Annotated in this window: 31 protein-coding genes and 4 tRNA genes; 23 read left to right on the plus strand and 12 right to left on the minus strand. The window is 60.2% G+C overall.

The window, feature by feature from the left end; translation table 11 throughout:
* The 8 genes from BFP90_RS04645 to BFP90_RS04680 form a co-directional block, all read left to right on the plus strand.
* Window positions 1-256, plus strand: a 256-nt coding sequence (locus BFP90_RS04645) for an SPOR domain-containing protein (protein WP_176718011.1), incomplete at its 5' end; no start/stop codon positions are given.
* A 242-nt stretch (window positions 257-498) separates the two neighbouring features.
* A complete protein-coding gene (locus tag BFP90_RS04650; protein ID WP_003234314.1) occupies window positions 499-1,056 on the plus strand; it encodes a CvpA family protein in 558 nt (185 codons plus the stop codon).
* Window positions 1,057-1,096: 40 nt separating this feature from the next.
* Window positions 1,097-2,602, plus strand: coding sequence for an amidophosphoribosyltransferase (purF, locus tag BFP90_RS04655; RefSeq protein ID WP_065892470.1), 1,506 nt, complete (start codon window positions 1,097-1,099; stop codon window positions 2,600-2,602).
* A 64-nt stretch (window positions 2,603-2,666) separates the two neighbouring features.
* On the plus strand, window positions 2,667-3,878 hold the full coding sequence (locus BFP90_RS04660) for an O-succinylhomoserine sulfhydrylase (RefSeq protein ID WP_065896098.1): 1,212 nt from the start codon (window positions 2,667-2,669) through the stop codon (window positions 3,876-3,878).
* An 11-nt stretch (window positions 3,879-3,889) separates the two neighbouring features.
* The gene (locus tag BFP90_RS04665) at window positions 3,890-4,654 is read left to right on the plus strand and encodes an SDR family oxidoreductase (RefSeq protein WP_065892472.1); all 765 of its coding nucleotides are present in this window, start codon (window positions 3,890-3,892) and stop codon (window positions 4,652-4,654) included.
* Window positions 4,655-4,754: 100 nt separating this feature from the next.
* Window positions 4,755-4,830, plus strand: a tRNA-Val gene (locus tag BFP90_RS04670).
* Between the two features lie 55 nt (window positions 4,831-4,885).
* Window positions 4,886-4,962 (plus strand) — tRNA-Asp (locus BFP90_RS04675).
* A gap of 105 nt (window positions 4,963-5,067) precedes the next feature.
* A tRNA-Asp gene (locus BFP90_RS04680) sits at window positions 5,068-5,144 on the plus strand.
* Window positions 5,145-5,301: 157 nt separating this feature from the next.
* On the opposite strand, the gene BFP90_RS04685 is transcribed toward BFP90_RS04680, so the two are convergent.
* A complete protein-coding gene (locus tag BFP90_RS04685) occupies window positions 5,302-6,585 on the minus strand; it encodes an NAD(P)/FAD-dependent oxidoreductase (RefSeq protein WP_065896100.1) in 1,284 nt (427 codons plus the stop codon).
* A 184-nt stretch (window positions 6,586-6,769) separates the two neighbouring features.
* Here BFP90_RS04685 and BFP90_RS04690 point away from each other — a divergent pair.
* Window positions 6,770-6,846: transfer RNA gene (locus BFP90_RS04690), tRNA-Val, on the plus strand.
* Between the two features lie 35 nt (window positions 6,847-6,881).
* On the opposite strand, the gene BFP90_RS28735 is transcribed toward BFP90_RS04690, so the two are convergent.
* Entirely contained in the window at window positions 6,882-7,355 is a 474-nt protein-coding gene (locus BFP90_RS28735; protein ID WP_176718010.1) for a hypothetical protein, read from the minus strand.
* A 156-nt stretch (window positions 7,356-7,511) separates the two neighbouring features.
* On the opposite strand from BFP90_RS28735, the gene BFP90_RS04700 reads away from it, so the two are divergent.
* The 3 genes from BFP90_RS04700 to pcp are packed head-to-tail and all read left to right on the plus strand — an operon-like array spanning window position 7,512 to window position 9,809.
* A complete protein-coding gene (locus tag BFP90_RS04700) occupies window positions 7,512-8,225 on the plus strand; it encodes a DUF969 domain-containing protein (RefSeq protein WP_065896102.1) in 714 nt (237 codons plus the stop codon).
* Complete coding sequence (locus BFP90_RS04705) at window positions 8,222-9,172, plus strand: DUF979 domain-containing protein (RefSeq protein ID WP_065896103.1); 951 nt, start codon at window positions 8,222-8,224, stop codon at window positions 9,170-9,172. Before BFP90_RS04700 ends, BFP90_RS04705 begins: the two co-directional genes overlap by 4 nt.
* Window positions 9,173-9,179: 7 nt before the next feature.
* Window positions 9,180-9,809, plus strand: coding sequence for a pyroglutamyl-peptidase I (gene pcp / locus BFP90_RS04710; RefSeq protein WP_065896105.1), 630 nt, complete (start codon window positions 9,180-9,182; stop codon window positions 9,807-9,809).
* Window position 9,810: 1 nt separating this feature from the next.
* On the opposite strand, the gene BFP90_RS04715 is transcribed toward pcp, so the two are convergent.
* From BFP90_RS04715 to BFP90_RS28740, 3 genes are read right to left on the minus strand one after another with little or no spacing between them, the layout of a single operon-like run.
* Window positions 9,811-11,208: a heavy metal sensor histidine kinase gene (locus BFP90_RS04715; protein WP_065896107.1), complete on the minus strand. Its 1,398-nt coding sequence runs from the start codon at window positions 11,206-11,208 to the stop codon at window positions 9,811-9,813.
* Window positions 11,205-11,876: a heavy metal response regulator transcription factor gene (locus tag BFP90_RS04720; RefSeq protein WP_065887152.1), complete on the minus strand. Its 672-nt coding sequence runs from the start codon at window positions 11,874-11,876 to the stop codon at window positions 11,205-11,207. Before BFP90_RS04720 ends, BFP90_RS04715 begins: the two co-directional genes overlap by 4 nt.
* Before the next feature lie 42 nt (window positions 11,877-11,918).
* On the minus strand, window positions 11,919-12,062 hold the full coding sequence (locus BFP90_RS28740) for a hypothetical protein (protein WP_158254510.1): 144 nt from the start codon (window positions 12,060-12,062) through the stop codon (window positions 11,919-11,921).
* A 100-nt stretch (window positions 12,063-12,162) separates the two neighbouring features.
* Here BFP90_RS28740 and BFP90_RS04725 point away from each other — a divergent pair, with 100 nt between their 5' ends.
* Window positions 12,163-12,858, plus strand: a complete 696-nt coding sequence (locus BFP90_RS04725; protein ID WP_065896121.1) for an HAD-IA family hydrolase — start codon at window positions 12,163-12,165, stop codon at window positions 12,856-12,858.
* On the opposite strand, the gene BFP90_RS04730 is transcribed toward BFP90_RS04725, so the two are convergent.
* Entirely contained in the window at window positions 12,840-13,103 is a 264-nt protein-coding gene (locus BFP90_RS04730) for a hypothetical protein (RefSeq protein WP_065887155.1), read from the minus strand. The genes BFP90_RS04725 and BFP90_RS04730 overlap by 19 nt on opposite strands.
* Before the next feature lie 205 nt (window positions 13,104-13,308).
* On the minus strand, window positions 13,309-13,503 hold the full coding sequence (csrA, locus tag BFP90_RS04735) for a carbon storage regulator CsrA (protein WP_003192511.1): 195 nt from the start codon (window positions 13,501-13,503) through the stop codon (window positions 13,309-13,311).
* Between the two features lie 260 nt (window positions 13,504-13,763).
* Here csrA and BFP90_RS04740 point away from each other — a divergent pair, with 260 nt between their 5' ends.
* Window positions 13,764-14,129 carry an SPOR domain-containing protein gene (locus BFP90_RS04740; protein WP_065887156.1) on the plus strand — a complete coding sequence of 122 codons (366 nt, stop codon included), beginning with the start codon at window positions 13,764-13,766 and terminating at the stop codon, window positions 14,127-14,129.
* Window positions 14,130-14,160: 31 nt separating this feature from the next.
* Here the strand turns inward: BFP90_RS04740 and BFP90_RS04745 are convergent, their stop codons facing one another.
* The 3 genes from BFP90_RS04745 to BFP90_RS04755 form a co-directional block, all read right to left on the minus strand.
* Window positions 14,161-14,850 (minus strand): endonuclease, encoded by a 690-nt coding sequence (locus BFP90_RS04745; RefSeq protein ID WP_065892479.1) that lies wholly within the window; start codon window positions 14,848-14,850, stop codon window positions 14,161-14,163.
* A 4-nt stretch (window positions 14,851-14,854) separates the two neighbouring features.
* The gene (locus BFP90_RS04750; protein WP_170827563.1) at window positions 14,855-15,106 is read right to left on the minus strand and encodes a DUF1654 domain-containing protein; all 252 of its coding nucleotides are present in this window, start codon (window positions 15,104-15,106) and stop codon (window positions 14,855-14,857) included.
* A gap of 193 nt (window positions 15,107-15,299) precedes the next feature.
* Complete coding sequence (locus tag BFP90_RS04755; protein WP_065896109.1) at window positions 15,300-16,388, minus strand: asparaginase; 1,089 nt, start codon at window positions 16,386-16,388, stop codon at window positions 15,300-15,302.
* A gap of 449 nt (window positions 16,389-16,837) precedes the next feature.
* Between BFP90_RS04755 and BFP90_RS04760 the strand changes: the two genes are divergently transcribed.
* From BFP90_RS04760 to BFP90_RS04790, 7 genes are read left to right on the plus strand one after another with little or no spacing between them, the layout of a single operon-like run.
* Window positions 16,838-17,797, plus strand: coding sequence for a sugar ABC transporter substrate-binding protein (locus BFP90_RS04760; protein WP_065892480.1), 960 nt, complete (start codon window positions 16,838-16,840; stop codon window positions 17,795-17,797).
* Window positions 17,798-17,855: 58 nt separating this feature from the next.
* A complete protein-coding gene (locus BFP90_RS04765) occupies window positions 17,856-19,409 on the plus strand; it encodes a sugar ABC transporter ATP-binding protein (protein WP_065892481.1) in 1,554 nt (517 codons plus the stop codon).
* On the plus strand, window positions 19,406-20,383 hold the full coding sequence (locus tag BFP90_RS04770; protein ID WP_065896110.1) for an ABC transporter permease: 978 nt from the start codon (window positions 19,406-19,408) through the stop codon (window positions 20,381-20,383). Before BFP90_RS04765 ends, BFP90_RS04770 begins: the two co-directional genes overlap by 4 nt.
* Window positions 20,384-20,386: 3 nt before the next feature.
* Window positions 20,387-21,409, plus strand: coding sequence for a LacI family DNA-binding transcriptional regulator (locus tag BFP90_RS04775; protein WP_065887166.1), 1,023 nt, complete (start codon window positions 20,387-20,389; stop codon window positions 21,407-21,409).
* A gap of 23 nt (window positions 21,410-21,432) precedes the next feature.
* Window positions 21,433-22,350, plus strand: coding sequence for a ribokinase (gene rbsK / locus BFP90_RS04780; RefSeq protein WP_065896112.1), 918 nt, complete (start codon window positions 21,433-21,435; stop codon window positions 22,348-22,350).
* Window positions 22,347-22,751 carry a D-ribose pyranase gene (rbsD, locus tag BFP90_RS04785; protein ID WP_065887170.1) on the plus strand — a complete coding sequence of 135 codons (405 nt, stop codon included), beginning with the start codon at window positions 22,347-22,349 and terminating at the stop codon, window positions 22,749-22,751. Before rbsK ends, rbsD begins: the two co-directional genes overlap by 4 nt.
* 26 nt (window positions 22,752-22,777) lie before the next feature.
* A complete protein-coding gene (locus tag BFP90_RS04790; RefSeq protein ID WP_065887172.1) occupies window positions 22,778-23,806 on the plus strand; it encodes a nucleoside hydrolase in 1,029 nt (342 codons plus the stop codon).
* A gap of 33 nt (window positions 23,807-23,839) precedes the next feature.
* Here the strand turns inward: BFP90_RS04790 and BFP90_RS04795 are convergent, their stop codons facing one another.
* Complete coding sequence (locus BFP90_RS04795; protein ID WP_065896113.1) at window positions 23,840-24,046, minus strand: hypothetical protein; 207 nt, start codon at window positions 24,044-24,046, stop codon at window positions 23,840-23,842.
* Between the two features lie 156 nt (window positions 24,047-24,202).
* Between BFP90_RS04795 and BFP90_RS04800 the strand changes: the two genes are divergently transcribed.
* Window positions 24,203-24,511: a hypothetical protein gene (locus BFP90_RS04800; RefSeq protein ID WP_065892484.1), complete on the plus strand. Its 309-nt coding sequence runs from the start codon at window positions 24,203-24,205 to the stop codon at window positions 24,509-24,511.
* A 145-nt stretch (window positions 24,512-24,656) separates the two neighbouring features.
* On the plus strand, window positions 24,657-24,977 hold the full coding sequence (locus BFP90_RS04805; RefSeq protein WP_065887177.1) for an I78 family peptidase inhibitor: 321 nt from the start codon (window positions 24,657-24,659) through the stop codon (window positions 24,975-24,977).
* A 72-nt stretch (window positions 24,978-25,049) separates the two neighbouring features.
* Here BFP90_RS04805 and BFP90_RS04810 read toward each other — a convergent pair whose 3' ends face one another.
* Window positions 25,050-25,262 carry a cold-shock protein gene (locus BFP90_RS04810; protein ID WP_003234260.1) on the minus strand — a complete coding sequence of 71 codons (213 nt, stop codon included), beginning with the start codon at window positions 25,260-25,262 and terminating at the stop codon, window positions 25,050-25,052.
* Window positions 25,263-25,473: the final 211 nt, after the last annotated feature.

Here is a 25,473-nt window from a genome sequence, read left to right on the forward strand (position 1 = left end):
TATCGACCCGAATGGTTTGCCGATCAGTTGGTCGATTCAAGTGGCCAGCCTGGGCAACCGCGAAGGCGCCGACGCCTTGCAGAAAAAACTGCGGGCCCAGGGCTACAACGCGTATATCCGCAGCGCCGATGGCAAGAACCGTGTGTTTATCGGGCCGCTGATCGAGCGCGCCGAAGCGGATCGCCTGCGCGATTTGCTCGATCGCCAGCAGAACCTCAAGGGGTTTGTGACCCGTTTCCAGCCTGAGCGCGGCTAGGCGGGACGATAAGGTCAACATGTGGGAGGGGGCTTGCCCCCGATAGCGGTGGATCAGTCAGCACAGCTGATACTGAACCACCGCCATCGGGGGCAAGCCCCCTCCCACATTGGTTTCCAGTGGTCTTGAAACGGTGTTCCCACTGCCCAATTGATTGATTTGCAAAGCACCCGTAATCACCGCTTACCGATAGCCCGGCGCTCTGCTAAAATGCGCCGCCTTATCCGTACGTAGGCTGCACTGTGCCATTTACCTGGGTTGATTGGGCGATCGTTGCAATCGTCGCCATCTCCGCGTTGATCAGTCTGAGCCGCGGCTTCGTCAAAGAAGCACTGTCGTTGCTGACCTGGATCATCGCAGGAGTCGTCGCCTGGATGTTCGGTGGTTCACTGTCGGTCTACCTGGCCGGGTACATAGAGACGCCTTCGGCCCGCGTCATCGCGGGCTGCGCCATCATGTTCATCGCCACGCTGCTGGTGGGGGCAATGGTCAATTATCTGATTGGCGAGTTGATACGTGTCACCGGCCTGTCCGGGACCGATCGATTTCTCGGCATGGCCTTCGGCGCCGCGCGTGGCGCGTTGCTGGTGGTCGTGGCGGTCGGGCTGTTGAGCCTGGGGCCGGTACAGCAGGATGCGTGGTGGCAGGAGTCGGTACTCGTGCCAAAATTTCTATTGGTTGCAGATTGGTCCAAGAACCTCATTCTGGGGTGGAGCAGTCAGTGGCTGGCCAGCGGAATCAGCGTACCCGCTGATCTTCCGTTCAAGGAACACCTCTTGCCGGCCAAAACGCCTCAGTAAGAGTGTTCAGTCAAGATTCATTAAGTAGGGGTTGCGTCGCATGTGTGGCATCGTCGGTATCGTCGGTAAGTCGAACGTCAATCAGGCGCTGTATGACGCGCTAACCGTCCTCCAGCACCGCGGCCAGGACGCTGCCGGTATTGTGACCAGCCACGACGGCCGGTTATTCCTGCGCAAGGACAATGGCCTGGTACGTGACGTGTTCCACCAGCGTCATATGCAGCGCCTGGTCGGGCACATGGGCATTGGCCATGTGCGTTACCCGACCGCCGGTAGCTCGACCTCGGCCGAAGCTCAACCGTTCTACGTCAACTCGCCTTACGGCATTACCTTGGCGCATAACGGCAACCTGACCAACGTTGAACAGCTGGCCAAGGAGATTTACGAATCCGACCTGCGCCACGTCAACACCAGTTCCGACTCGGAAGTGTTGCTCAACGTGTTCGCCCACGAGCTGGCCCAGCGCGGCAAGCTGCAGCCTACCGAAGAAGACGTGTTCGCGGCGGTGATCGACGTGCACAACCGTTGCGTCGGTGGTTATGCCGTGGTGGCGATGATCACCGGTTACGGCATCGTTGGTTTCCGTGACCCCCACGGCATCCGCCCGATCGTGTTCGGCCAGCGTCACACCGACGAAGGCGTCGAGTACATGATCGCCTCCGAAAGCGTATCCCTGGATGTGCTGGGCTTCACGTTGATCCGCGACCTGGCACCCGGTGAAGCGGTCTACATCACTGAAGACGGCAAGCTGCACACCCGTCAGTGCGCGGTTGCGCCGACACTCACGCCATGCATCTTCGAACACGTCTACCTGGCGCGTCCGGACTCGATCATCGACGGCGTATCGGTCTATAAAGCTCGCCTGCGCATGGGTGAGAAGCTGGCCGACAAGATCCTGCGCGAGCGTCCCGAGCACGACATCGATGTGGTCATCCCCATCCCGGACACCAGCCGTACCGCCGCGCTGGAGCTGGCCAACCACCTGGGTGTCAAGTTCCGCGAAGGCTTCGTCAAGAACCGCTACATCGGCCGTACCTTCATCATGCCCGGCCAGGCCGCACGCAAGAAATCGGTACGCCAGAAGCTGAACGCCATCGAGCTGGAATTCCGCGGCAAGAACGTTATGCTGGTGGATGACTCGATCGTACGCGGCACCACCTGCAAGCAGATCATCCAGATGGCCCGTGAAGCCGGTGCGAAGAACGTGTACTTCTGTTCTGCGGCGCCTGCCGTGCGCTACCCGAACGTGTACGGTATCGATATGCCGAGCGCCCACGAACTGATCGCCCACAATCGTTCCACGCAAGACGTGGCTGACCTGATCGGTGCCGACTGGTTGATCTACCAGGACCTGTCTGACCTGATCGAGGCGGTGGGCGGCGGCAAGATCAAGATCGCCGAGTTCGACTGCGCCGTGTTCGATGGCAAGTACGTGACCGGTGATATCGATGACGCCTACCTGAACAAGATCGAGCAGGCGCGCAACGACTCGTCGAAGATCAAGACCCAGGCGGTCAGTGCGATCATCGATCTGTACAACAACTGAGTAGACACCGGCCCTGAGGGGCCGGTTTTGTATCTTAAATAAAGAATATGTGAGGAGTGGCAGCATGAGTCAGGAATGGGATGCCGGTCGGTTGGACAGCGACCTCGATGGCGTAGCTTTCGATACCCTGGCTGTGCGCGCCGGCCAGCACCGTACCCCGGAAGGGGAGCACGGTGACCCGATGTTCTTCACCTCCAGTTATGTGTTCCGCACGGCGGCCGACGCCGCCGCGCGCTTTGCCGGTGAAGTGCCGGGCAACGTTTACTCGCGCTATACCAACCCGACCGTACGTGCGTTCGAAGAGCGCATCGCCGCCCTGGAAGGCGCAGAGCAGGCGGTGGCCACGGCGACCGGCATGGCTGCCATCCTGGCGGTGGTGATGAGCCTGTGCAGCGCCGGCGACCACGTGCTGGTGTCGCGCAGCGTGTTCGGTTCGACCATCAGCCTGTTCGAGAAGTATTTCAAGCGCTTCGGTATCGAAGTGGACTACGTGCCCCTGGCGGATGTGTCCGGGTGGGATGCGGCGATCAAGGCCAATACAAAGCTGCTGTTCGTCGAGTCGCCGTCCAATCCGCTGGCTGAGCTGGTGGATATCGCCGCGCTGTCCGAAGTGGCGCACGCCAAGGGCGCGATGCTGATCGTGGATAACTGCTTCTGCACCCCGGCCCTGCAACAGCCGTTGAAGTTGGGCGCGGACATCGTGGTGCACTCGGCCACCAAGTTCATCGACGGCCAGGGCCGTTGCATGGGCGGCGTAGTGGCCGGTCGCAGCGAGCAGATGAAGGAAGTGGTGGGCTTCCTGCGCACCGCCGGCCCGACCCTGAGTCCGTTCAATGCGTGGATCTTCCTCAAAGGCCTGGAAACCCTCGGTCTGCGCATGAAGGCCCATTGCGCCAACGCCCAGGCCCTGGCCGAGTGGCTGGAGCAGCAGGACGGTATCGAGAAGGTGCATTACGCCGGCCTCAAGAGCCATCCGCAGCACGCATTGGCCCAGCGCCAGCAGCGCGGGTTCGGCGCGGTGGTGAGTTTCGAGGTGAAGGGCGGTAAAGACGGCGCCTGGCGCTTTATCGATGCCACGCGACTGATCTCGATCACCGCCAACCTGGGCGACAGCAAAACCACTATCACGCACCCGGGCACCACCTCCCACGGGCGCCTGGCGCCACAGGAGCGCGAAGCCGCGGGCATCCGTGACAGCCTGATTCGCGTCGCGGTCGGGCTGGAAGATGTCGCCGACTTGCAGGCTGACCTGGCCCGCGGGCTGGCGGCTTTGTGATCGAGTGGTCCATGGAGGCCGCAGCGGCCAGTAATGGGCGCGTTGCACTGGTGACCGGTGCCGCGCGCGGCATTGGCCTCGGGATTGCCGCGTGGCTGATCAGCGAAGGCTGGCAGGTGGTGTTGACCGACCTGGACCGCGAGCGCGGTTCCAAGGTGTCCAAGGTGCTGGGCGAGAATGCCTGGTTTATCACCATGGACGTGGCCGACGAGAAGCAAGTGGCCCAGGGTGTCGCCGAGGTATTGGGGCAGTTTGGGCGCCTGGATGCGCTGGTGTGCAATGCGGCGGTGGCCGATCCACGCAATATCACCCTGGAAAGCCTTGACCTGGCGTACTGGAACCGCGTGCTGGCAGTCAATCTCAGTGGGCCGATGCTGCTGGCCAAGCATTGCGCGCCGTACCTGCGCGCCCATGGTGGCGCTATCGTCAATTTGGCCTCGACACGGGCCCGCCAGTCGGAGCCGGACACCGAAGCCTACGCGGCGAGCAAGGGTGGCCTGCTGGCGCTGACTCACGCCCTGGCGATGAGCCTGGGGCCGGAAGTGCGGGTCAATGCGGTCAGCCCCGGCTGGATCGATGCGCGAGATCCTGCTGCGCGGCGGGCCGAGCCGCTTACCGATGCCGACCATGCGCAGCATCCGGCGGGCCGGGTAGGGACGGTGGAGGACGTGGCGGCCATGGTGGCGTGGCTGCTGTCGCGCCAGGCCGGGTTTGTCACCGGACAGGAGTTCGTGGTGGACGGCGGCATGAGCAAGAAGATGATCTACAGCGAGTAGGGCGGTCTTGAAGCATTTTTGTCTTTTTCAGAAAAACTTCAAGCGGGCTATTGACTTAGGTCCGCTATCTGCGTAAATTTCGCGGCCTCAACGAAGCAAAGGGTGATTAGCTCAGCTGGGAGAGCATCTGCCTTACAAGCAGAGGGTCGGCGGTTCGATCCCGTCATCACCCACCACTTCTTGAGAGTTTTGCCTTAGGGCAAGACGCAACGTTAAAGGTAGCACCGACGCGCAGCGGTAGTTCAGTCGGTTAGAATACCGGCCTGTCACGCCGGGGGTCGCGGGTTCGAGTCCCGTCCGCTGCGCCATATTTTCCAGGTTCGATGTGTCGGACTTGAGATTGAACAACCCAGGTTGATCGATCAGATGTTTAAAGGTGATTGAGGCTTTACGCTCAGTCAGCCAAGCGATACGCAGCGGTAGTTCAGTCGGTTAGAATACCGGCCTGTCACGCCGGGGGTCGCGGGTTCGAGTCCCGTCCGCTGCGCCATATCAGCTTCAAGGCCCACTGAACGCCTTGAAGCACAAGCGAAGCCATTGGCGGACCTTGATTCGATAGCAAAGACCCTGGTCGAAAGACCGGGGTTTTTTGTGTTCGCGATTTGTCGTTCCGGGCAAGAAGCCGGCGAACCGGCTCCCCTTGTTCATCAAAAACCCAGCTTGTCCCGCAGCCCGTAATACCACGCGCCCATTGCGGCAAAGGGCGTGCGCAACAGCTGTCCACCCGGGAACGGGTAATGGGGCAGGTCGGCAAAGGCGTCAAAGCGCTCGGCCTGGCCTCTCAATGCTTCGGCCAAAACCTTGCCGGCCAGGTGCGTATACGTCACGCCATGGCCGCTGCAGCCTTGCGAGTAATAGATGTTGTCGCCGAGGCGGCCCACCTGCGGCAGACGCGACAGGGTCAGCAGGAAATTGCCGGTCCAGGCGTAGTCGATCTTCACGTCCTTGAGCTGTGGGAACGCCTTGAGCATCTTTGGCCGGATGATCGCCTCGATATTCGCCGGGTCGCGCGCGCCATACACCACGCCGCCGCCGAAGATCAGGCGCTTGTCGCTCGTGAGGCGGTAGTAGTCGAGCAGGTAATTGCAGTCTTCGACACAGTAGTCCTGCGGCAACAAGGTCCTGGCCAATTCGTCGCCCAATGGCGCAGTGGTAATCACCTGGGTGCCGCACGGCATTGATTTGGCCGCCAGCTCCGGCACCAGGTTGCCCAGGTAAGCATTGCCCGCAACGATGATGAACTTGGCCCTGACCTTGCCTTCGGCGGTATGCACCACCGGGTTGGCGCCGCGCTCGATGCGCACGGCGGCCGACTGCTCAAAAATTGTGCCGCCGAGGGACTCGACGGCCGCTGCTTCGCCCAATGCCAGGTTGAGTGGGTGGATATGCCCACCGCTCATGTCCAGCAGGCCGCCTACATAGTTGTCACACGCCACGACTTCGCGGATGCGACGCTCATCCAGCAGTTCCAGTTGCGTATGGCCGTAACGCTCCCACAGGCGCTTCTGTGATTCCAGGTGGCCCATGTGCTTGCTGTTGAGCGCGGCGAACACACCGCCATCCTTCAAGTCGCACTGGATCTGATATTTGGCCACGCGCTCACGAATGATCCTGCCGCCCTCGAAGGCCATCTCACCCAGCAGCTGCGCCTGCGTGGGCCCGACGCTGCGCTCGATGACATCAATGTCGCGGCTGTAGCTATTGACGATCTGCCCACCATTACGACCGGACGCACCAAAACCTACCTTGGCGGCTTCCAGGACCGTCACGCGAAAGCCGTTCTCGAGCAAAAACAGCGCGCTGGAAAGACCGGTATAACCGGCGCCAATCACACAAACATCGGTTTCGACCTCACCTTGCAGCGCCGGACGCGGCGGAACCGCGTTCGCGGAGGCGGCGTAATACGACTGGGGGTAGGGGGTGTTCGCCATCCTGGAACCTCTGTTTTATATTTTTTACGAGTGCGGCGATCCTACCTGAGTTGAAAATAGCCTGCCAGCCACCCGTAATTCACGGGCGCCTGACCCGCGAATAAAAAATTCGCATATTCATAGGGTTAGCTGCAAAAAAGATGTTGACACCCCTACGGAATTCCGTAGAATGCCGCCTCACAGCAGGCACGTAGCTCAGTTGGTTAGAGCACCACCTTGACATGGTGGGGGTCGTTGGTTCGAGTCCAATCGCGCCTACCAAACAAAATCCGCTCTGCTGGGCGGTCTGGAAGGGCTCACCGAAAGGTGGGCCCTTTTTTGTTGTCTGGAATTTGATCGTTCCCTCGCTCCGCGTGGGAATGCATCGGGTGACGCTCCGCGTCACCATTGCGCAGATGTGAATTTTGCGCTGAAAGCGGGACGCGGAGCGTCCAGTGAGGCATTCCCACGCAGAGCATGGGAACGATCAGGTCAACAGCGTCTTGCGGCGCTGGTGTCTCGGTCAACAGAAGAGCGTCGCCACCGACAGCAGACAAATGATCTGGACCACCATCTGGCAGCGTATCTCGCCAATTGCTGTCGCCATACTGCTCATCTGACCGGCATACATAGCTGGAGCCCTCATTGTCGACAATAGCGCCCTGGATGCTGCGCAGGCGCATCATCGTTGAGTATAGGGCGAATCCCGAATCCCTCCAGTTACCCAATCGCGCAGTACCAATATCCACAAAATTTATTGGTCTGCAGCAACAGTTTTTCTTGTTGGACACCTCCCGCCTCAAGGCAGCAAAGTTGCCGCCACTGCTCGACCTTCCAGGTCAACAATAAAAAAACCGAGCCGACTGCACGCCACTTTCATGCTGTGAGCCCTTTGCTCACATCCTGCTGTAATGGCGCCGCAGCGCGCACTAAAGGACCTCTTCGCCATGCAAACTGTTGTGAATTTATGGCCGTTGATCGGCGTACTTGTCATCGTGGTCGGCTTTGTATTGCGCTTCAATCCGTTGCTGGTGGTTACCGCCGCCGCTATCGCCACCGGGCTCGCCGCCCAGTTCCCGCTGGAGAAAATTCTCGCCACCATGGGGGATGGTTTCCTCCAGACCCGTGCGCTGCAATTGATCCTGTTATTACCGCTGGCGGTGATTGGCCTGTTGGAGCGACATGGCCTGCGCGTGCATGCACAGAACTGGATCGCCCGTTTCGAGCGCGCGACGGTGGGGCGTCTGCTGATCATCTATCTGTTTGTACGTGAATCCACTGCGGCCATGGGGCTGACCAGCCTGGGTGGGCATCCGCAGATGGTGCGGCCATTGCTCGCGCCGATGGCCGAAGGTGCGGCGGAAAAACGCTACGGCAAGCTGCCGGACAAGCTGCGTCACAAGGTATTGGCCATGTGCGCCGCCACCGACAATGTGGGGCTGTTTTTCGGTGAAGACATCTTCGTCGCCTTTGGTGCGATCGCCTTGATGCACACCTTTCTGCTGGGCTCGGGGATCGATGTGGAGCCGCTGCATATTGCGGTGTGGGGCATCCCGACGGCGATCTGTGCCTTTATCATTCATGCCATTCGACTGCATCGATTTGATCGACGGTTGACCCGTGAGATGAGCGCCGCCCCCTCGGTGGAGGCTGCGCAATGATTATTTCCATTCAATACCTGTACTGGCTGGCCGGTGTGCTGTTGCTGATCACCGCGGGCATGATCCTGCTGGATCGCACCCATCCCAAGCGTTGGTCGACGTCGCTGTTCTGGCTGCTGTTTGCCATTCCGTTCCTGGTGGGAGAGCGCCTGCCTTCGGTGGTCATCGGTGGCGGCATCGTGGTGATGGCGTTGATTGCCGGCCTGGGGGGCGTCGGCCGTGGCCAGCATGCGCAATTGCATGACAAGGCGTCCCGCGCCAGTGCCGCTCGCCTGGGTCACAAGCTATTCATACCCGCACTGGCCATTCCGCTGACCACGGTGATTGGCTCGGTATTGCTCAAGCACACCGAAATCGGCGGTGTGCCGCTGCTCGATCCGAAGAACACCACCTTTGTCTCTCTCGGCATCGGCTGCCTGATCGCCCTTGGCCTGGCCTGCTGGCTGACTCGCGATACGCCCGTGCAGGCCTTGCGCGAATCGCGTCGCCTGACCGAAGCCCTGGGCTGGGCCATGGCGCTGCCGCAGATGCTGGCCATGCTCGGGCTGTTGTTCAATGAAGCCGGGGTTGGCACGGCGGTCGCCCACATCACCACCACTTACATCAATCTGGATTTCAAATTGGTGGCGGTAATGGTCTATGTGCTGGGCATGGCGTTGTTTACGGTGATCATGGGCAACGGCTTCGCGGCGTTCCCGGTGATGACCGGCGGCGTCGGCGTGCCGGTGCTGGTGGGCATCTACGGCGGCAACCCGGCGGTCATGGCCGCGATCGGCATGTTCTCCGGCTACTGCGGTACGCTGATGACACCGATGGCGGCCAACTTCAATATCGTACCGGCAGCATTGCTGGAACTGCCGGACAAGAACGCGGTGATCAAGGCCCAATTGCCCACCGCGTTGATGATGCTGGTGGTCAATATCGTGCTGCTTTATCTGTTGATGTGAGGCCAGGATGAAAACCCTATTGCTGACCGGCTTCGAGCCTTTCGACCACGACGTGGTGAACCCCTCCTGGGAGGCGGTGCGCCTGCTGGAAGGGGTAGAACTGAGTGATGACGTGCGGATCGTCGCGCGCCGATTGCCCTGCGCTTTCGCCACTGCTGCAGAGACCTTGATTCAGCTTATCGAGGAACTGCAACCGGACATGGTCATCGCGACCGGCCTGGGCCCCGGGCGCAGCGATATTTCCATCGAGCGCGTCGCGATCAACGTCAATGATGCGCGCATCCCGGACAACCTGGGCGCCCAGCCGATTGACACGGCGGTGGTGGAGGGTGGCCCGGCCGCTTACTTCTCGACATTGCCGATCAAGAGCATGGTCAGGGCGGTGCGTGAGGCGGGTATTGCGGCCTCCGTTTCGCAGACGGCGGGGACTTTTGTGTGCAATCAGGTGTTTTATCGATTGCAGCATGCGCTGGCAGGTTCTGCGGTGCGCAGTGGGTTTATCCATGTGCCGGGCTTGCCGCAGTTCGGTCAGCCGTCGATGGAATTGCCTGTGTTGGTGGAGGGCGTGCGCCTGGCGGTCTTGGCGGCTTGGCAAACCCAGGCGGATATCGTGGAAACAGGTGGTCGGGTGAGCTGATTCAGTCTCGAGCGGGAAAAAACAGCTCGAAAGTGGTGATGCCGTCCTCACTGCTGACCCGATACCGCCCGTTATGCAGTTGCATGATGGTGGCCACGATCGACAGTCCCAGTCCATTGGATTGGGAGGAGCGCTCGCGGGACTCATCCACCCGGTAGAACCGTTCGAACAACCGCGGCAGATGCTCGGCGGGAATGGTCTCCCCCTGGTTGCTGACCCTCACGTTGACGCCCTCGTCGGTTGCAATCGCCTGGACGCTCAGCGTCGAGCCCGGCGCTCCATATTTGATGGCGTTGGCGCACAGGTTCGCCAGGGCGCGGCGCAGGAGCATCGGCTCAGCCCAGATCACGCCTTTGCCCTGGACAACGATGTGCATGCCCGCGTCAGCGGCCAACCCTTCGAAATAATCGGCGATGCGCTCCACCTCATCCGCCGCGTCCAGCGCCTGGCGTTGGCGCAACGCACTGGCCGGGTCGGTGCGCGCCAGGAACAGCATGTTGTCGAGCATCCGCGCCAGGCGTTCAAGCTCCTCGACATTGGACGCCAGCAGTTGCTGGTAGCTGTCGACACTGCGCTGCTGCTGCAAGGCAACCTGGGTTTCGCCGAGCAGGTTATTGATCGGCGTGCGCAGTTCGTGGGCCATGTCGGTCGAGACCTGGCCCAGTTGCACAAAGCCCTTGGACAAACGCTCAAGCATGGTGTTGAACGACTCGATCATCGGTAGCAGTTCTTTCGGGGCGCCCTCGCTGTCGAGGCGCTCGGCCAGGTTGCCGACGCCGATCCCTTGCGCGTGCCGGGCCAGGCGGCGCAAGGGCAGCAAGCCGCGATGCACCAGCAGGTAACCGGCCAATGCCAGGATGATCGCAGCGATGCTCGCCAGGATATAAACGCTCAGTCGATAGCTGGCGAGTACCGCGGTGCGCTCGGTCATCAGGCGGCCGCTGGTGACTTGCAGGCTGCCCAGGTCACCGGCGTTGATGGTCGCCGCGACAGTCGAGAAGGGAATGCCGTTGAGCCCCGGCAAGTGCTGTACATCGCTCAGCACCAGTACGTGATTCCCCGGCACCGGCTCTATCGCAGGCAGTTCGATATTGGCCGGGTTCACCAGCAGCAAGGGTGGTTGACCGGGGGCCGCGATGCTCAATACGGATTCACGATTGCCGAGCATGTTCTGGAACAGCTCGGGTTTGGTCTTGATCAGGTCCAGGGTATTGCTGTCGCTGAGCAGGTTGCGCAGTTGATCGACGCGGGAGATCAGCGCGGTGTCGTCGCGGCGGATCAGCTCGCGCTCCAGCTCGCGGTACAGGGCCACGCCGAGGGTGGCCAGCAAGGCAAAGGCGAGCAGGGCGAAGATCAACGCCAGGCGCAGGGTCAGCGAGTAATGGCGGCTGCGGCTCATGGCTGGGTATCGAAGCGGTAGCCGATGCCACGCACGCTGTGGATCAACTTGAGTTGGAACGGATCGTCGATTTTCAAGCGCAGGCGCCGCACGGCCACGTCGACCACGTTGGTGTCGCTGTCGAAATTCATGTCCCATACCCGCGAGGCAATCAGCGAGCGTGACAGCACCTGGTCCTGGTGGGTGGCGAACAGGTGCAGCAGGGCGAACTCTTTATTGGTCAGGGTAATGCGCGTGCCGGCGCGGGTGACGCGGCGCTTGAGCACGTCGATTTGCAGGTCGGCGATCTGCAGGTGTTCTTCTTCCCGAATCGGGCCGCGTCGGGTCAGGGTGCGCAGGCGCGCGACCAGTTCGGCGAAGGAGAAGGGCTTGATCAGATAATCGTCGGCGCCCAGCTCCAGGCCCTTGATGCGGTCAGCGATATCATCGCGGGCGGTCAGGAACAGCACCGGCGTATCGGCCTCCCTGCGCAGGCGGCGCAGCACTTCCCAGCCATCCATTTTCGGCATCATCACATCGAGCACGATCACGTCGAACGGCGTTTCCAGGGCCTGGTGCAAACCGTCCACGCCATCGCGGGCCAGGCTGACGCTGTAGCCCAGTTCCTGCAAGCCATTGAGCAGATAGTTGCCGGCCTTGGGTTCGTCTTCGACTACGAGGATGTTCATGGGAAATGCCCTGATTCAATGGGTTGCGCCAGTTTAGCCTGATCAATTGTCACTGGCGCAACCGATGCCTTGCACCCGATAGTCCAGCACGTGTTCCCGGTCCTGATGAGCCGCCGGCAGTGAGTCCACAGTAACCAGGCGACCTGAACAGCCAACCAACAGGATGATGACAAGTTCGTCATTCAAGGTTTGGGGCGGGCGCCTCGCAACGTTTACAAGTGGCGAGGTGAACCGTAGATTGCATGACATCGATCATTTGCTTGAACACCTGGGGGGAAGCCGCGTCGTGTCCAGCCAAAATCCTGCCGTATTTACCCGGCATTACCGGGCCTTTCTGTTCGATATGGACGGAACCCTGCTCAACTCCATTGCCGCCGCCGAGCGGGTATGGAGCCGTTGGGCCGAACGCCATGGCCTGGATGTGGAGGCGTTCCTGACCACCATCCATGGCGCCCGCGCGATTGATACGATCACGCGCCAGGCGTTGCCGGGCGTGGACGCTCAAGCCGAAGCGGCGTGGATTACCGACGCTGAAGTGAACGATGTCGAGGGCATCGTGGCGATTGGCGGCGCGGTTGATTTCCTCAAACGCTTGCCTGCCGGGCAGTGGGCGCTGGTCACATCTGCGCCCAAGGCATTGGCATTGCGCCGAATGGAAGCTGCGGGTATTCCCGTGCCGGCGATAATGGTGACGGCCGAAGATGTCGCCAGCGGCAAGCCAGATCCGGCGTGTTACGTGCTCGGTGCCCAGCGCCTGGGCGTGCCGGTGCAGGATTGTCTGGTGTTCGAGGATGCGACGGTCGGCATTCGAGCCGCAGAAGCGGCGGGAGCGGATGTGATGGTGGTGACCTCGACGCACCTGGCTGCCATAGAGACCGAGCATGCCTGTATCGACGGGTATGAAGGACTGCAAGTGCTGCGAGAAGCCGATGGCCGGCTGGCTGTGCGGGAAGGGGAAGACCGTCAGCGTGTTGCTTTTTGATGCGCGCGATGCGCCTCACGCTGGCATAGTTTGCGCAGGACTGTCTTCTGCATCGGCTTGAGGCAGAACGCAAACAGGTAGGCGCACAGCAGTAATGCCAGGTCCAGCCACGAGTGGTCCGCCGCGTCGACAGCCCCCTGGACTTCCAATCGCAGTCCATACCCGAGCGCCAGGAATACCAGGCCTATCAGCAAGGTGATTGTCCAGGACAGGGAAACCATGGGCTGTGTAACGGTTGGCCTCATCGACGTGCTCCTGAATGCACTCGGACCGCAGGATGACGTGGGATTTGGCTGCGAATGATGCAACAAGTTCCTGGCATCATGACAGTTTCATCTTGCAGCGCGGGGACATGTACGAGGCGTACAGCGTGGATAAAAAAAGCGAATGGGCCGATCAGGTTTTCGCCAGCCGTTACGGTAAAGCAAAAGGCTGGCTACTGGAGGTGCTTCAAGGCGTCTGGTTTTTGTCCGGCGCAGTGAGGCCGGCCTGGATGCGCTGATAAATTTCCTCGCGATGCACGGCAACATCCTTGGGGGCGTTGATGCCGATTCGTACTTGCTGGCCGCTAACGCCCAGGATGGTGATCGTAATGTCATCACCGATGTTTATGCTTTCACCAACTTTTCGGGTGAGTATAAGCATGGACTTCTCCTTGATTACTTTTAAGGACACATGTTCAGACAGGGCAGGTGTCGGATGTGCGTAGCTTACTGCGAAGCGCTTCCCTGTGACTGCCTCTTTTAGGACGCATAGAGGCGACATTAATTCCCATGGCGGCATCATACAGGTCGCGATACATGATTCGCATTGTTTAAGCCAACGTTTATGACGGCCAGAATAGACAGTGAATGGTAAAGTCGCCTCTTTATCTTCGAAGGAGCAGGGCAGTGCGTAAAGTAGCGATGGCAATTGCAGTGTTGGCATTGGCCGGATGCGGCGAAGGTGAGCCTGTCAATGCCCCCAAGGCCAAGCCCGTCGTGACCGAAAGCCAGCCACAAACCGGTGCGATTGCCGCGCAGGAATGGGATGTATGGGTGGGCCCGCCGGATCACAAGCTGCAGGCGCTCACTGACTTGACCGCCTGGTTGCTGGAGCATGGTTTCAATTTTTACATCGTGAAGGCAGACGGCAAGGACCAGGTGCTGCTTGGCCCGTTTGCCACCAAGGCCGAGGCTGAGGCCAAGCAGACGCTGCTCAACGAAAAGATGGCCCGGGCCAAGAAAACCGACACCGTGTCGGAAGTCATCGAACACAAGGTCGCGCAGTAACGGGTCGGGTGGGCGCCGATTGCGCCCACCCTCAGCCGCAGGCCTTCAGGTTCACCGGGCCGACAAATTCATTGCCTCGGCCCATCACACAGCCCACCGTCTGGTTGCGCTGGCGCTCCCAGGGTTGCACCGGGTAGGTCTTGTTCCAGGCTTCATACAGTTGGCGATCCTGTTTCGACAGGCGCAGGCCGTATTGCTTGCTCATATAAAAATAGGTGCGTGCGATCATCCCGCGAATCGATGGGCGCGGCATGACCTTCTTGGCCTTGAAGTCCACCTGGGTCAGGCATGAACCGTATTGCCCGCTTTGCACCGGCAGCCAGCCGAAGCTGAAGTTGTTACGGTCGCCATTCACCTCGCCGACGCTCGGCACCAGGTTGTGCAGGTCGGCTTCGGCACGCTTGAACACGTCGTCATGGCGCGTGCAGTTTTTACGCCCGCCATTTTGCCAGCACTGGCGCTGATGGCCGATCTGCCAGGCGGGCACAATGTGTTCCCACTCGATGCGCGCGGCGCGGTTGGCGTTCTTGCGCGGGATGTAGCCGCAGGCTTTCAGGTCAATGCGGTTGCCGGCGTATTTGCAGCCGCAATAAAACTCGGTGGATTGGGGGGCGTAGAGCTTCCAGGCGATTTTCTTGGCTTCACTGAAGGTTCGTGGGGCTTGGGCGTTGGCGGTGACAGCAAAAAACAGGCAGCACACAGCGAAAAAACGGACACTCATTCAATCAATCTTCCTTCGGCACAACCCAGAAAATCTGCACGCCGCCGTCATCCCTGTAGGCGAGAGTAACGTTGTCGTTTTCCGCAATTTCTTCAAGCAGGCGCGCCCACTCGTCCTCGGGCTCATCCGGCAGGCGGAAGATCAACGCCGCCTTGGCTTTCTGGGCGTTGGTCGAATTAATGATTTTTTGTACGCGAATGGCCAGGCGCTGGTAGGCGTCAGGCGCTGCGGGTGCTGCGGAGGAGGGCTTTGCCACGGAGTATTCCTTAGTAAGCTGTACGCACATACAGTATTTAACTGTAGGTATTTTCGCAACTGCTTAAATTCAAAGACGTCCGTCTGACAGCGAATTTGGAAATTTGCTGTGATTTGTTGCAATAAGTTTTAGGCGTGAACCTGATGTGGCGAGGAAGCACGCTACCTCGCCACCCTTTCAGGAAGGTCTGGAATCAGTATTCCCAGAATATCCGTTGCAGCTCTTTGCTGTCCTGAGTCTTGGTCAGGGCGACCATTGCCAGGATGCGGGCCTTCTGCGGGTTCAGGTCAAGGGCTGCCACCCAGTCGTATTTATCGTCTGGCTGTTCAGCGTTGCGCAGCACCATGCCACCGGCATTGACGTGCGAAGAGCGGATGATCTGCACGCCTTGTTTACGCAATTCCACCAGCGCCGGAACGACCTTGGACGACACCGAGCCATTGCCGGTGCCGGCATGAATGATGGCTTTGGCGCCGGCTTGGGCCAGGGCTTTGTAGGCCGTGTCGCTCACGTTGCCGTAGCCGTAGGCAATTTCAACGTCAGGCAGGCTCTTGATGGTCTTAATGTCGAATTCCGAATCCAGGGTGTGACGCTTGGCCGGCAGGCGGAACCAGTAGGATTTGCCTTCAACGACCATGCCCAATGGGCCCCACGGGCTCTTGAACGCCTCGGTCTTGATATTGATCATCTTGCTCACGTCGCGACCCGATTGGATCTCGTCGTTCATGGTCACCAGCACGCCTTTGCCGCGTGCGTCCTTGCTACCGGCGACGGCAACGGCGTTATACAGGTTGAGCATGCCGTCCGCCGACATCGCAGTACCCGGGCGCATGGAGCCGACCACCACGATAGGCTTGTCGGTTTTTTCAACCAGGTTAAGGAAGTAGGCGGTTTCTTCGAGGGTATCGGTACCGTGGGTGATCACGATGCCATCCACGTCCTTGCTGTCGGCCAATTCGGCGACGCGGCGACCCAGTTGCAGCAGGTTTTCGTTATTGATGCTTTCCGACGCAATTTGCATCACTTGTTCGCCGCGTACATTGGCGATCTGGCTAAGCTCAGGAACACCGGCGATCAATTGTTCGATGCCGACTTTGGCGGCCTGGTAGGTGGCGCTGTTGGCAGCACTGGCACCCGCACCGGCAATGGTGCCGCCAGTGGCGAGGATTACCACGTTGGCGAGCTTGGTCTTGCTCTCGACTTCTTTTGCCTGGACGGCGACAGGGAACAGCAGCAGGAGGGCCATCGCCCCGGGAACAAAGGATTTCAATGCAGATTTCATTATTTTTCTCTCTGGTTTTGACGAGTGCGGTAGCAGATGTATCCAGAACACCCGGGCGACTCTGAACGTCCGAGGCGCTGAGAAATAGCAGGATTTGTACCAGGCCAATCATGAAAGAATGAATAAAATAACTTATTGATTTAAAACAACTTAAATTGCTTGTTCGGGCTCCTCTGACACGCTGCTGTCCGGCTTTCCGAACGCATGGGGCATTGATGTTCGGTTGTCCGAAAGCCTTGATGGTAATTACTTGGGGTTCTGTGTGAAATCGTCGCCAGCCCTGTCGTTTCAACCAGCGCCGGAGTGAACGGTATCTTCAGGATGAAAGGTGAGTGCCGACCGTTGACAAATCTCGACAAGGTTCTCATAGTTCTGACAACGCAAACGTTTGCGAGATGTTTCTTCGGCGCGAGCGTTGCTCACAATAATCATAAGATCGGAGTACACCCATGAAGCTGCCATTTGCAGGACGTCTTCTCGCTGTCGCTGTGCTTGCCGCCGCATCCGCTGCCCTGCCTCTCTCTTCTGCATTCGCCGACGACGCTGCCGCCAAACCCAAGGTCGGCCTGGTGATGAAGTCCCTCGCCAACGAATTTTTCGTGACCATGCAAGAGGGCGCCAAGGACTACCAGAAGTCCCACGCCGCCGACTTCGACATGATCACCAACGGCATCAAGAACGAAACCGACACCAGCGCGCAGATCGATATCGTCAATCAGATGATCCTGGCCAAGGTCAACGCCATCGTCATCGCACCCGCCGATTCCAAGGCGCTGGTTACCGTGCTGAAGAAAGCCTCGGATGCCGGCATCAAGGTGGTCAATATCGACAACCGTCTGGACCCGGACGTGCTGAAAAGCAAGAAACTCGATATTCCCTTCGTAGGTCCGGACAACCGCAAAGGCTCCAAGCTGGTCGGTGACTACCTGGCCAAGCAACTGGCCGCGGGCGACAAGGTCGGTATCATCGAAGGCGTGCCGACCACCACCAACGCCCAGCAGCGTACCGCAGGCTTCAAGGATGCGATGGATGCGGCAGGCATGAAGATCGTCTCCACTCAATCCGGTAACTGGGAAATCGACCAGGGCCAGAAAGTCGCCTCGGCGATGCTGAGCGAATACCCGGACCTCAAGGCACTTCTGGCCGGTAACGACAACATGGCGCTGGGCGCCGTCTCCGCCGTACGCGCGGCAGGCAAGGCCGGCAAAGTGCTGGTGGTGGGCTACGACAACATCGAAGCCATCAAGCCGATGCTGCAGGACGGTCGCGTGCTCGCAACCGCCGACCAGGCCGCCGCCCAGCAAGCCGTGTTCGGTATCCAGAATGCGCTGAAGCTGGTCAAGGGCGAGAAGGTCGAGGCCACCGATGGTGTGATCGAAACCCCGGTCGAACTCGTCCTCAAGAAGTAATCCCGGCAGTAGCCAACAGCGCCCGCTCGTCCTGAGCGGGCGCCTGGAGATTTTTCCTATGTCATCTTCCGCCCCGAACGCTGTCCTCTCGGTCAGCGGTATCGGCAAGACCTATGCCCAACCGGTTCTGTCCGACGTCACGCTCACGCTCAATCGTGGTGAAGTGTTGGCGCTGACCGGTGAAAACGGCGCAGGCAAAAGTACCTTGTCGAAGATCATCGGCGGGTTGGTCACGCCGACCACCGGCAACATGCAGTTCAATGGTCAGGATTATCAACCCGCCAGCCGCACCCAGGCCGAAGCACTGGGTGTGCGCATGGTCATGCAGGAACTCAACCTGCTGCCGACGCTGACGGTGGCTGAAAACCTGTTCCTGCATAACCTGCCCAGCCGAGGTGGCTGGATCAGCCGCAAACAGTTGCGCGCCGCCGCGACCGAAGCCATGGCCCAGGTGGGCCTGGATGCAATCGACCCGGACACCCTGGTAGGCAGCCTGGGCATTGGTCATCAGCAAATGGTCGAGATTGCCCGCAATCTGATTGGTGACTGCCATGTACTGATTCTCGACGAACCGACGGCGATGCTCACGGCCCGTGAAGTCGAGATGCTGTTCGAACAAATCACCCGCCTGCAGGCCCGGGGCGTGGCGATTATCTATATTTCCCATCGGCTTGAAGAGTTGGCCCGTGTGGCCCAGCGCATTGCCGTATTGCGCGACGGCAAGCTGGTCTGTGTCGAGCCGATGGCCAATTACAACAGTGAACAACTGGTGACCCTGATGGTAGGGCGCGAGTTGGGCGAGCACATCGACCTGGGCCCGCGCACTATCGGCGAACCGGCCTTGACGGTCAAAGGCCTGACGCGCGCGGACAAGGTCCGCGACGTGTCCTTCCAGGTGCGCGCCGGTGAAATCTACGGTATTTCCGGCCTGATCGGCGCCGGTCGTACCGAGTTGCTGCGCCTGATTTTTGGTGCCGACCCAGCCGACAGCGGCACGGTGGCGCTGGGGCCGCAGGCCAACGTGGTCAGCATTCGCTCGCCGGTCGACGCGGTCGCCCATGGCATTGCCCTGATCACCGAAGACCGCAAGGGTGAGGGCCTGCTGCTGACCCAGTCCATCAGCGCCAACATCGCCTTGGGCAACATGCCGGAAATTTCTGCGGGCGGGCTGGTCAACAGTCGCGATGAAACCGCCCTGGCCAAGCGCCAGATCGACGCCATGCGCATCCGCAGTTCCAGCCCGGCGCAATTGGTCTCCGAGCTTTCGGGCGGTAACCAGCAGAAGGTGGTGATTGGCCGCTGGCTGGAGCGCGATTGTTCGGTGATGCTGTTCGATGAGCCTACGCGTGGCATCGACGTCGGTGCCAAGTTCGACATTTATGCCTTGCTCGGCGAGTTGACGCGCCAGGGCAAAGCGCTGGTGGTGGTCTCCAGCGATCTGCGCGAGCTGATGCTGATCTGCGACCGCATCGGCGTATTGTCCGCCGGACGCCTGATCGAGACATTCGAGCGCGACCGCTGGACCCAGGACGAATTGCTCGCCGCCGCCTTTGCCGGCTATCACAAACGTGACGCGCTGCTCAACGATGCAGCGCCTAGGAATACCCCATGAAAACAACCACTTCCCCCGGTAAAGCGGGCGGCAACTTCTACGGCCTGGGCACCTACCTGGGCCTGGCGGGCGCGTTGCTGGCGATGATTGCGCTGTTCTCGGTGCTCAGCGATCACTTCCTGTCCTACGACACATTCAGCACCCTGGCCAACCAGATTCCGGACCTGATGGTGCTGGCGGTGGGCATGACCTTCATCCTGATCATCGGCGGCATCGACCTCTCGGTAGGCTCGGTACTGGCATTGGCGGCGTCGGCGGTCAGCGTGGCGATTCTCAGCTGGGGCTGGAGTGTATTGCCGGCCGCCGTGCTGGGCATGGGCTGCGCCGCATTGGCCGGCACGCTTACCGGTTCCATCACCGTGGCGTGGCGTATTCCGTCCTTTATCGTGTCCCTTGGCGTGCTGGAGATGGCCCGGGGCGTGGCTTACCAGATGACCGGCTCGCGCACCTCTTATATCGGTGACTCGTTTGCCTGGCTGTCCAATCCAATCGCGTTCGGGATTTCGCCGTCGTTCATCATTGCGTTGCTGGTGATCATCGCCGCCCAGCTGGTGCTGACCCGCACTGTGTTCGGTCGTTACCTGATCGGTATCGGTACCAACGAAGAAGCGGTGCGCCTGGCCGGCATCAACCCCAAGCCCTATAAAATCCTGGTGTTCAGCCTGATGGGCCTGCTCGCCGGCGTGGCCGCGTTGTTCCAGATCTCGCGCCTGGAAGCGGCGGACCCGAATGCCGGCTCGGGCCTTGAGTTGCAAGTGATTGCCGCCGTGGTGATCGGCGGTACCAGCCTGATGGGCGGGCGCGGCTCGGTCATCAGCACGTTCTTTGGTGTGCTGATTATTTCGGTACTGGCGGCGGGCCTGGCGCAGATCGGCGCGACGGAACCCACCAAACGCATCATTACCGGTGCCGTGATCGTGATTGCCGTGGTCCTCGATACGTACCGCAGCCAGCGCGCCAGTCGGCGGGGCTGAGCCATGGCAACGATCAAGGATGTGGCGGCGCTGGCGGGCATTTCCTACACCACGGTGTCCCATGTGGTGAACAAGACGCGCCCGGTCAGCGAACCGGTGCGCGTCAAGGTCGAGGCGGCGATCAAGCAGTTGGACTATGTGCCCAGTGCGGTAGCGCGCTCGCTCAAGGCCAAGACCACGGCGACGATCGGGCTGCTGGTGCCCAACAGCCTCAACCCGTACTTCGCGGAGTTGGCCCGGGGCATCGAGGATTACTGCGAGCGCAATGGCTATTGCGTGATCCTCTGCAACTCCGACGACAACGCCGAAAAGCAGCGCAGCTATTTGCGCGTGTTGTTGGAGAAACGCGTCGACGGCTTGATCGTGACCTCGGTGGGCGGCGATGACAGTGGCCTTGCGGCTGGCTTGAGCGCGGTGCGCACGCCCATGGTGATCGTCGACCGGGCGCTTGACGGTATCGACGTCGACCTGGTGCGGATCGATCATGAAGAGGGTGCCTACCTGGCGACCCGGCACTTGCTTGAACTAGGCCATCGTGACATTGCCTGCATCGCCGGCCCTGCCCATACGCGCGTGGCGCAAATGCGCCTGGCAGGCTATCGGCGTGCGCTGCGCGAGGCGGGCGTTGAAACAGTCGCCGAGCGCATCCGCGAAAGTGATTTCACCAGCACCGGCGGTTATGCCGCCGCCGTGCAGCTGCTTGCGCAGCAACCGCCCAGTGCGATTTTTGCCTGCAACGACATGATCGGTTTTGGCGTGCTTCGCGCCGCGGCAGAGCGCAATATTCGCGTGCCGGGCGAGCTGTCGGTGATAGGTTTCGATGACATTCAAATGGGCCGCTATGTCTATCCTGCGTTGACCACGGTCGGGCAGTCGATCGTACAGCTGGGTGAGACAGCGGCCGAATTATTACTGCGACGTATAGCGACACCCCAACTGCCGGTCGATCAACGCATCGTGACGCCAAGCATTGTCTTGCGTGAATCGACGGCGCCGTTGGCGGGTGTGTTTGCCCAATACCGCTGAACCGAATTGATGAGTACTGATGTATGCCAGCGAACGTAGTGGTAGTAGGCAGTTTGAACATGGATCTGGTCACCCGCGCCAGTCGCTTGCCGCGAGCCGGTGAAACGCTGATCGGCCAGACGTTTTCCACCGTCCCCGGTGGCAAGGGCGCCAATCAGGCCGTCGCCCTGGCGCGCCTGGGGGCGGATGTGGCCATGATCGGGTGTGTCGGCAGCGATGCCTATGGCGGCCAATTGCGCGATGCGCTGCTGGTCGAAGGTGTCGACTGTCAGGCTGTCAGCACCGTGGACGGCGCCAGTGGGGTTGCGCTGATCGTGGTGGATGACAGCAGCCAGAACGCGATTGTGATTGTGGCGGGCAGTAACGGTCAGTTGACGCCCCAGTCGTTGACGGCCTGCGATGCGGTGTTGCAGGCTGCCGACGTGATCATTTGCCAGCTTGAAGTGCCGATGGACACCGTCGGGCATGCGCTCAAGCGCGGCCGCGAGTTGGGCAAGACGGTGATCCTCAACCCGGCGCCGGCCAGTGGGCCCTTGCCGGCCGAGTGGTATGCCTCGATCGACTACCTGATTCCCAACGAAAGTGAAGCCAGCGCCTTGAGCGGTGTTGCGGTCGATTCGCTCGACAGCGCCAAGCTCGCCGCGACAGCGTTGATCAAGGCGGGCGCCGGTAAAGTCATCATCACCCTCGGTGCTCAGGGCGCACTGTTTACTGATGGCAACAGCTTCGAGCACTTGGTCGCGCCCAAGGTCCGGGCGGTGGACACCACGGCAGCCGGCGATACCTTCGTGGGTGGCTTTGCCGCGGCGCTGGCTGCGGGCAAGAGCGAAGCCGAGGCCATCCGTTTTGGCCAGGTCGCGGCCGCGTTGTCGGTGACCCGTGCCGGCGCCCAGCCTTCCATTCCTACGCTGCACGACGTACAAGGTTTTGTGCCCTCATGAAAAAGACACCTCTGCTCAATATCGCCCTGTCCCGCGTAATCGCATCACTGGGGCACGGCGACATCCTGGTCATCGGGGATGCCGGCCTGCCGGTGCCGCCCGGCGTCGAATTGATCGACCTGGCGCTGACCCAGGGCATTCCGGATTTCATCAGCACCCTGCGCGTGGTGCTCAGCGAAATGCAGGTGGAAAGCCACGTGCTGGCTGAAGAAATCCTGCTCAAGCAGCCTGCGGCGCTGGTCGAGCTCAATGCGCTGGCCGATCAGGCTGCGCTGGGCGAGCGACGCCTGCTCAGTCATGAAGCGTTCAAGCAATTGAGTGGCAGTGCGCGCGCGGTCGTGCGCACCGGCGAATGTCAGCCTTACTGCAATATCGCGCTGGTATCCGGCGTAACCTTCTAGAGTCCCCCTACGACAAGGAGTGTTTTATGCAACGTGGTCTTCCCTCCCTGAAAAACCTGTTCCGGAGTGTTTTGCTTTTGTCCGCCCTCACAGCTGCAAGCGCCCAGGCGGCGGAGAAAATCGACCTGATCATCGATACCGACCCCGGTGCCGACGACGTGGTTGCCTTGCTGTTCGCCATGGCTTCTCCGGAGGAACTGAACATTCGCGCACTGACGACAGTGGCCGGCAACGTGCGCCTGGACAAAACCTCCCGCAACGCCCGCCTGGCGCGCGAGTGGGCAGCACGCGAAGACATCCCGGTCTACGCGGGTGCTCCAGCGCCGCTGCTGCGCAAGCCGATCTATGCCGAGAATATCCATGGCAAGGAAGGTATCTCCGGTGTCACCGTGCATGAGCCGAAACAAGGCCTGGCTGATGGCAACGCGGTGGATTACCTGATCAAGACCCTGACCACCGCCAAACCCCACAGCATCACCATCGCCATGCTCGGTCCGCAGACCAACCTGGCCCTGGCATTGACCCAGGCGCCGGAAATCACCCAGGGCATCAAGGAAGTGGTGGTAATGGGTGGCGCGCACTTCAATGGCGGCAACATTACGCCGGTGGCCGAGTTCAACCTTTTCGCCGACCCGGTGGCCGCCGAAATTGTGCTTAAAAGTGGCGTGAAGTTGACCTACCTGCCGTTGGACGTCACCCATAAAGTGCTGACCAGCGAAGCGCGCCTGAAGAAGATCGCAGACCTGAACAACAACGCGAGCAAGGTCGTCAGCAATATCCTTAACGAGTACGTCAAGGGTGACATGGAGCACTACGGCATTCCAGGCGGCCCGGTGCATGACGCCACAGTGGTCGCCTACCTGCTCAAGCCATCGCTGTTCACTGGTCGCCAGGTCAACGTGGTCGTCGACAGCCGGGAAGGCCCGACCTTCGGCCAGACCATCGTTGATTGGTACGACGGCTTGAAGCAGGAGAAGAATGCGTTCTGGGTCGAGAACGGCGATGCCCAGGGCTTTTTCGATCTGCTGACCGAGCGCCTGGCACGTTTGAAGTAAACCGCTTGCCGGTCGGCGTTCGCCGGCCGGTTCCTACTCGCGCGCCCGTGCACCCTCGTAATCGGTCGGGTATTTCTCGAATACCTGGCCGATGAAGGCGTGTGCGCCCTGGGTGCCGAGCTCCTTGACCAGCAGGTCGATCCCAATGATCGCCAACTCCTCCGCACTGCCGGGACTGTAGGAGCCTTGCCCCTGGGGCCATTTGGCTTTGATATCGGCTTGGAGCGTTACGGTGGTCATGGGAAATCTCGCGGGCTTTAGGTACTGGGCGATGCGCTGGCGTGCGGCTTGAGCGGGCGCAGTTAAGCATTTTACGCGGGGTTTGGCACTGCTACTTAGGCATGAGGGGAGGGGTGTGCGACACTGTCGGCCTGTTTATTGGCCGGGAAACACCGCGTGCAGATCGATTTGAATAAGCCTGAGAGTCTTACGCTGGCAGCTGTGCGCCAACTGATTGCCAGTGCCAGTGACGATGAACATGCCCAGCTTCGGGTCACCAGGGCCGGTATTGCCTACATCTCTTCAGGAAAGGTTGTAGGCGGCGTAGATATCGACGGGCTGCTGTTTCGCTTGGAGACCTGGGCGAAGGGGTCGGGGTATGTAGGCAATGTGGCTGCCAGTGACGAGGTCTGGGTGACGCAGATTTTCAACGCGCTGAAGCAGAACTGGCCAGCGCCGTCGTCCGACTACATCGATATCTACTGAGCATGTTCATATCTGGTCACGATTGACTGGACGCTTGCCTGGCATGACTCAGGCAGACTTGCGGGTGAGGCGTTAACGTCTTGAAACCAATCGGTTGCATCGCTGTCGCACGATCTCTGTTCACTTTTTTATCATAGGAGGCTTCATGCCTTGGAAGCTCGCATCATTCGGTACTTTGTTGGCGGCGCTCGCGTTGGCGGGTTGCAGCACCCCGGGTGCCTCTGAGCCAGGCAAGGATGCCGGCGTGACCGACGCCGGTCATAGCCGCTGTGAGTCGAAGGCCGCCGAGTACACGATCGGCCAGAAAGCCTCGCCTCAACTGTTGGAGCAGGCGCGTACCCGTGCCGGTGCCCAGAACGCACGCATCCTCAAGCCCAACGACATGATTACGTTGGAATACCGCTCCGACCGCTTGAACCTGAACACCGACGATAATCTGGTGATCACGCGGGTCAATTGCGGCTGATAGCCTGCGGCTTTTGCAGCGCCCATAAAAAACCCCGTCACATGGACGGGGTTTTTTTTAGCTCAGCGGAGATTACTCGCCGCGAACCTGTGCAGCTTGCATACCCTTTTGGCCTTTCTCAGCCACGAAGGAAACGGTTTGGCCTTCTTTCAGGCTTTTGAAACCGTCGCTTTCGATAGCTTTGAAGTGTACGAACAGGTCGTCACCGCCACCTTGAGGAGTGATGAAGCCGAAGCCTTTTTCATCGTTGAACCATTTAACGGTGCCGGTTTGGCGATTAGACATGGTGTATCTCCAAGAAACATATATTTTCAGTAGTGCTGTGCTGCTCAGGCCAACTGGGCACACAGGGCTATCATAGTCGAAATGTTCGGCTTGGGAGCCCCCCCAAGGCATTGTTTGCTAATCAATCGCGTTGCGTTTAGTCGAGTATCCGGCGCAAAGCCCCGTTCTACGGGGCTTTGCGGCGAAATATCAGCTGTTAAAAAAAGCCGTA

It is taken from the genome of Pseudomonas sp. 24 E 13 (genome assembly GCF_900004715.1).
Taxonomy (GTDB): domain Bacteria; phylum Pseudomonadota; class Gammaproteobacteria; order Pseudomonadales; family Pseudomonadaceae; genus Aquipseudomonas; species Aquipseudomonas orientalis_A.

Coding starts and splice junctions, on each gene's coding strand:
- purF (WP_065892470.1), top strand. CDS start 1,097: ATGTGTGGCATCGTCGGTATCGTCGGTAAGTCGAACGTCAATCAGGCG.
- BFP90_RS04805 (WP_065887177.1), top strand. CDS start 24,657: ATGCCTTGGAAGCTCGCATCATTCGGTACTTTGTTGGCGGCGCTCGCG.
- BFP90_RS04765 (WP_065892481.1), top strand. CDS start 17,856: ATGTCATCTTCCGCCCCGAACGCTGTCCTCTCGGTCAGCGGTATCGGC.
- BFP90_RS04685 (WP_065896100.1), bottom strand. CDS start 6,585: ATGGCGAACACCCCCTACCCCCAGTCGTATTACGCCGCCTCCGCGAAC.
- BFP90_RS04720 (WP_065887152.1), bottom strand. CDS start 11,876: ATGAACATCCTCGTAGTCGAAGACGAACCCAAGGCCGGCAACTATCTG.
- BFP90_RS04660 (WP_065896098.1), top strand. CDS start 2,667: ATGAGTCAGGAATGGGATGCCGGTCGGTTGGACAGCGACCTCGATGGC.
- BFP90_RS04795 (WP_065896113.1), bottom strand. CDS start 24,046: ATGACCACCGTAACGCTCCAAGCCGATATCAAAGCCAAATGGCCCCAG.
- BFP90_RS04700 (WP_065896102.1), top strand. CDS start 7,512: ATGCAAACTGTTGTGAATTTATGGCCGTTGATCGGCGTACTTGTCATC.
- BFP90_RS04745 (WP_065892479.1), bottom strand. CDS start 14,850: ATGAGTGTCCGTTTTTTCGCTGTGTGCTGCCTGTTTTTTGCTGTCACC.
- BFP90_RS04810 (WP_003234260.1), bottom strand. CDS start 25,262: ATGTCTAATCGCCAAACCGGCACCGTTAAATGGTTCAACGATGAAAAA.
- rbsK (WP_065896112.1), top strand. CDS start 21,433: ATGCCAGCGAACGTAGTGGTAGTAGGCAGTTTGAACATGGATCTGGTC.
- BFP90_RS04760 (WP_065892480.1), top strand. CDS start 16,838: ATGAAGCTGCCATTTGCAGGACGTCTTCTCGCTGTCGCTGTGCTTGCC.
- BFP90_RS04775 (WP_065887166.1), top strand. CDS start 20,387: ATGGCAACGATCAAGGATGTGGCGGCGCTGGCGGGCATTTCCTACACC.
- rbsD (WP_065887170.1), top strand. CDS start 22,347: ATGAAAAAGACACCTCTGCTCAATATCGCCCTGTCCCGCGTAATCGCA.
- BFP90_RS04730 (WP_065887155.1), bottom strand. CDS start 13,103: ATGAGGCCAACCGTTACACAGCCCATGGTTTCCCTGTCCTGGACAATC.
- BFP90_RS04715 (WP_065896107.1), bottom strand. CDS start 11,208: ATGAGCCGCAGCCGCCATTACTCGCTGACCCTGCGCCTGGCGTTGATC.
- BFP90_RS04740 (WP_065887156.1), top strand. CDS start 13,764: ATGGCAATTGCAGTGTTGGCATTGGCCGGATGCGGCGAAGGTGAGCCT.
- csrA (WP_003192511.1), bottom strand. CDS start 13,503: ATGCTTATACTCACCCGAAAAGTTGGTGAAAGCATAAACATCGGTGAT.
- pcp (WP_065896105.1), top strand. CDS start 9,180: ATGAAAACCCTATTGCTGACCGGCTTCGAGCCTTTCGACCACGACGTG.
- BFP90_RS04665 (WP_065892472.1), top strand. CDS start 3,890: ATGGAGGCCGCAGCGGCCAGTAATGGGCGCGTTGCACTGGTGACCGGT.
- BFP90_RS04705 (WP_065896103.1), top strand. CDS start 8,222: ATGATTATTTCCATTCAATACCTGTACTGGCTGGCCGGTGTGCTGTTG.
- BFP90_RS04790 (WP_065887172.1), top strand. CDS start 22,778: ATGCAACGTGGTCTTCCCTCCCTGAAAAACCTGTTCCGGAGTGTTTTG.
- BFP90_RS04770 (WP_065896110.1), top strand. CDS start 19,406: ATGAAAACAACCACTTCCCCCGGTAAAGCGGGCGGCAACTTCTACGGC.
- BFP90_RS04755 (WP_065896109.1), bottom strand. CDS start 16,388: ATGAAATCTGCATTGAAATCCTTTGTTCCCGGGGCGATGGCCCTCCTG.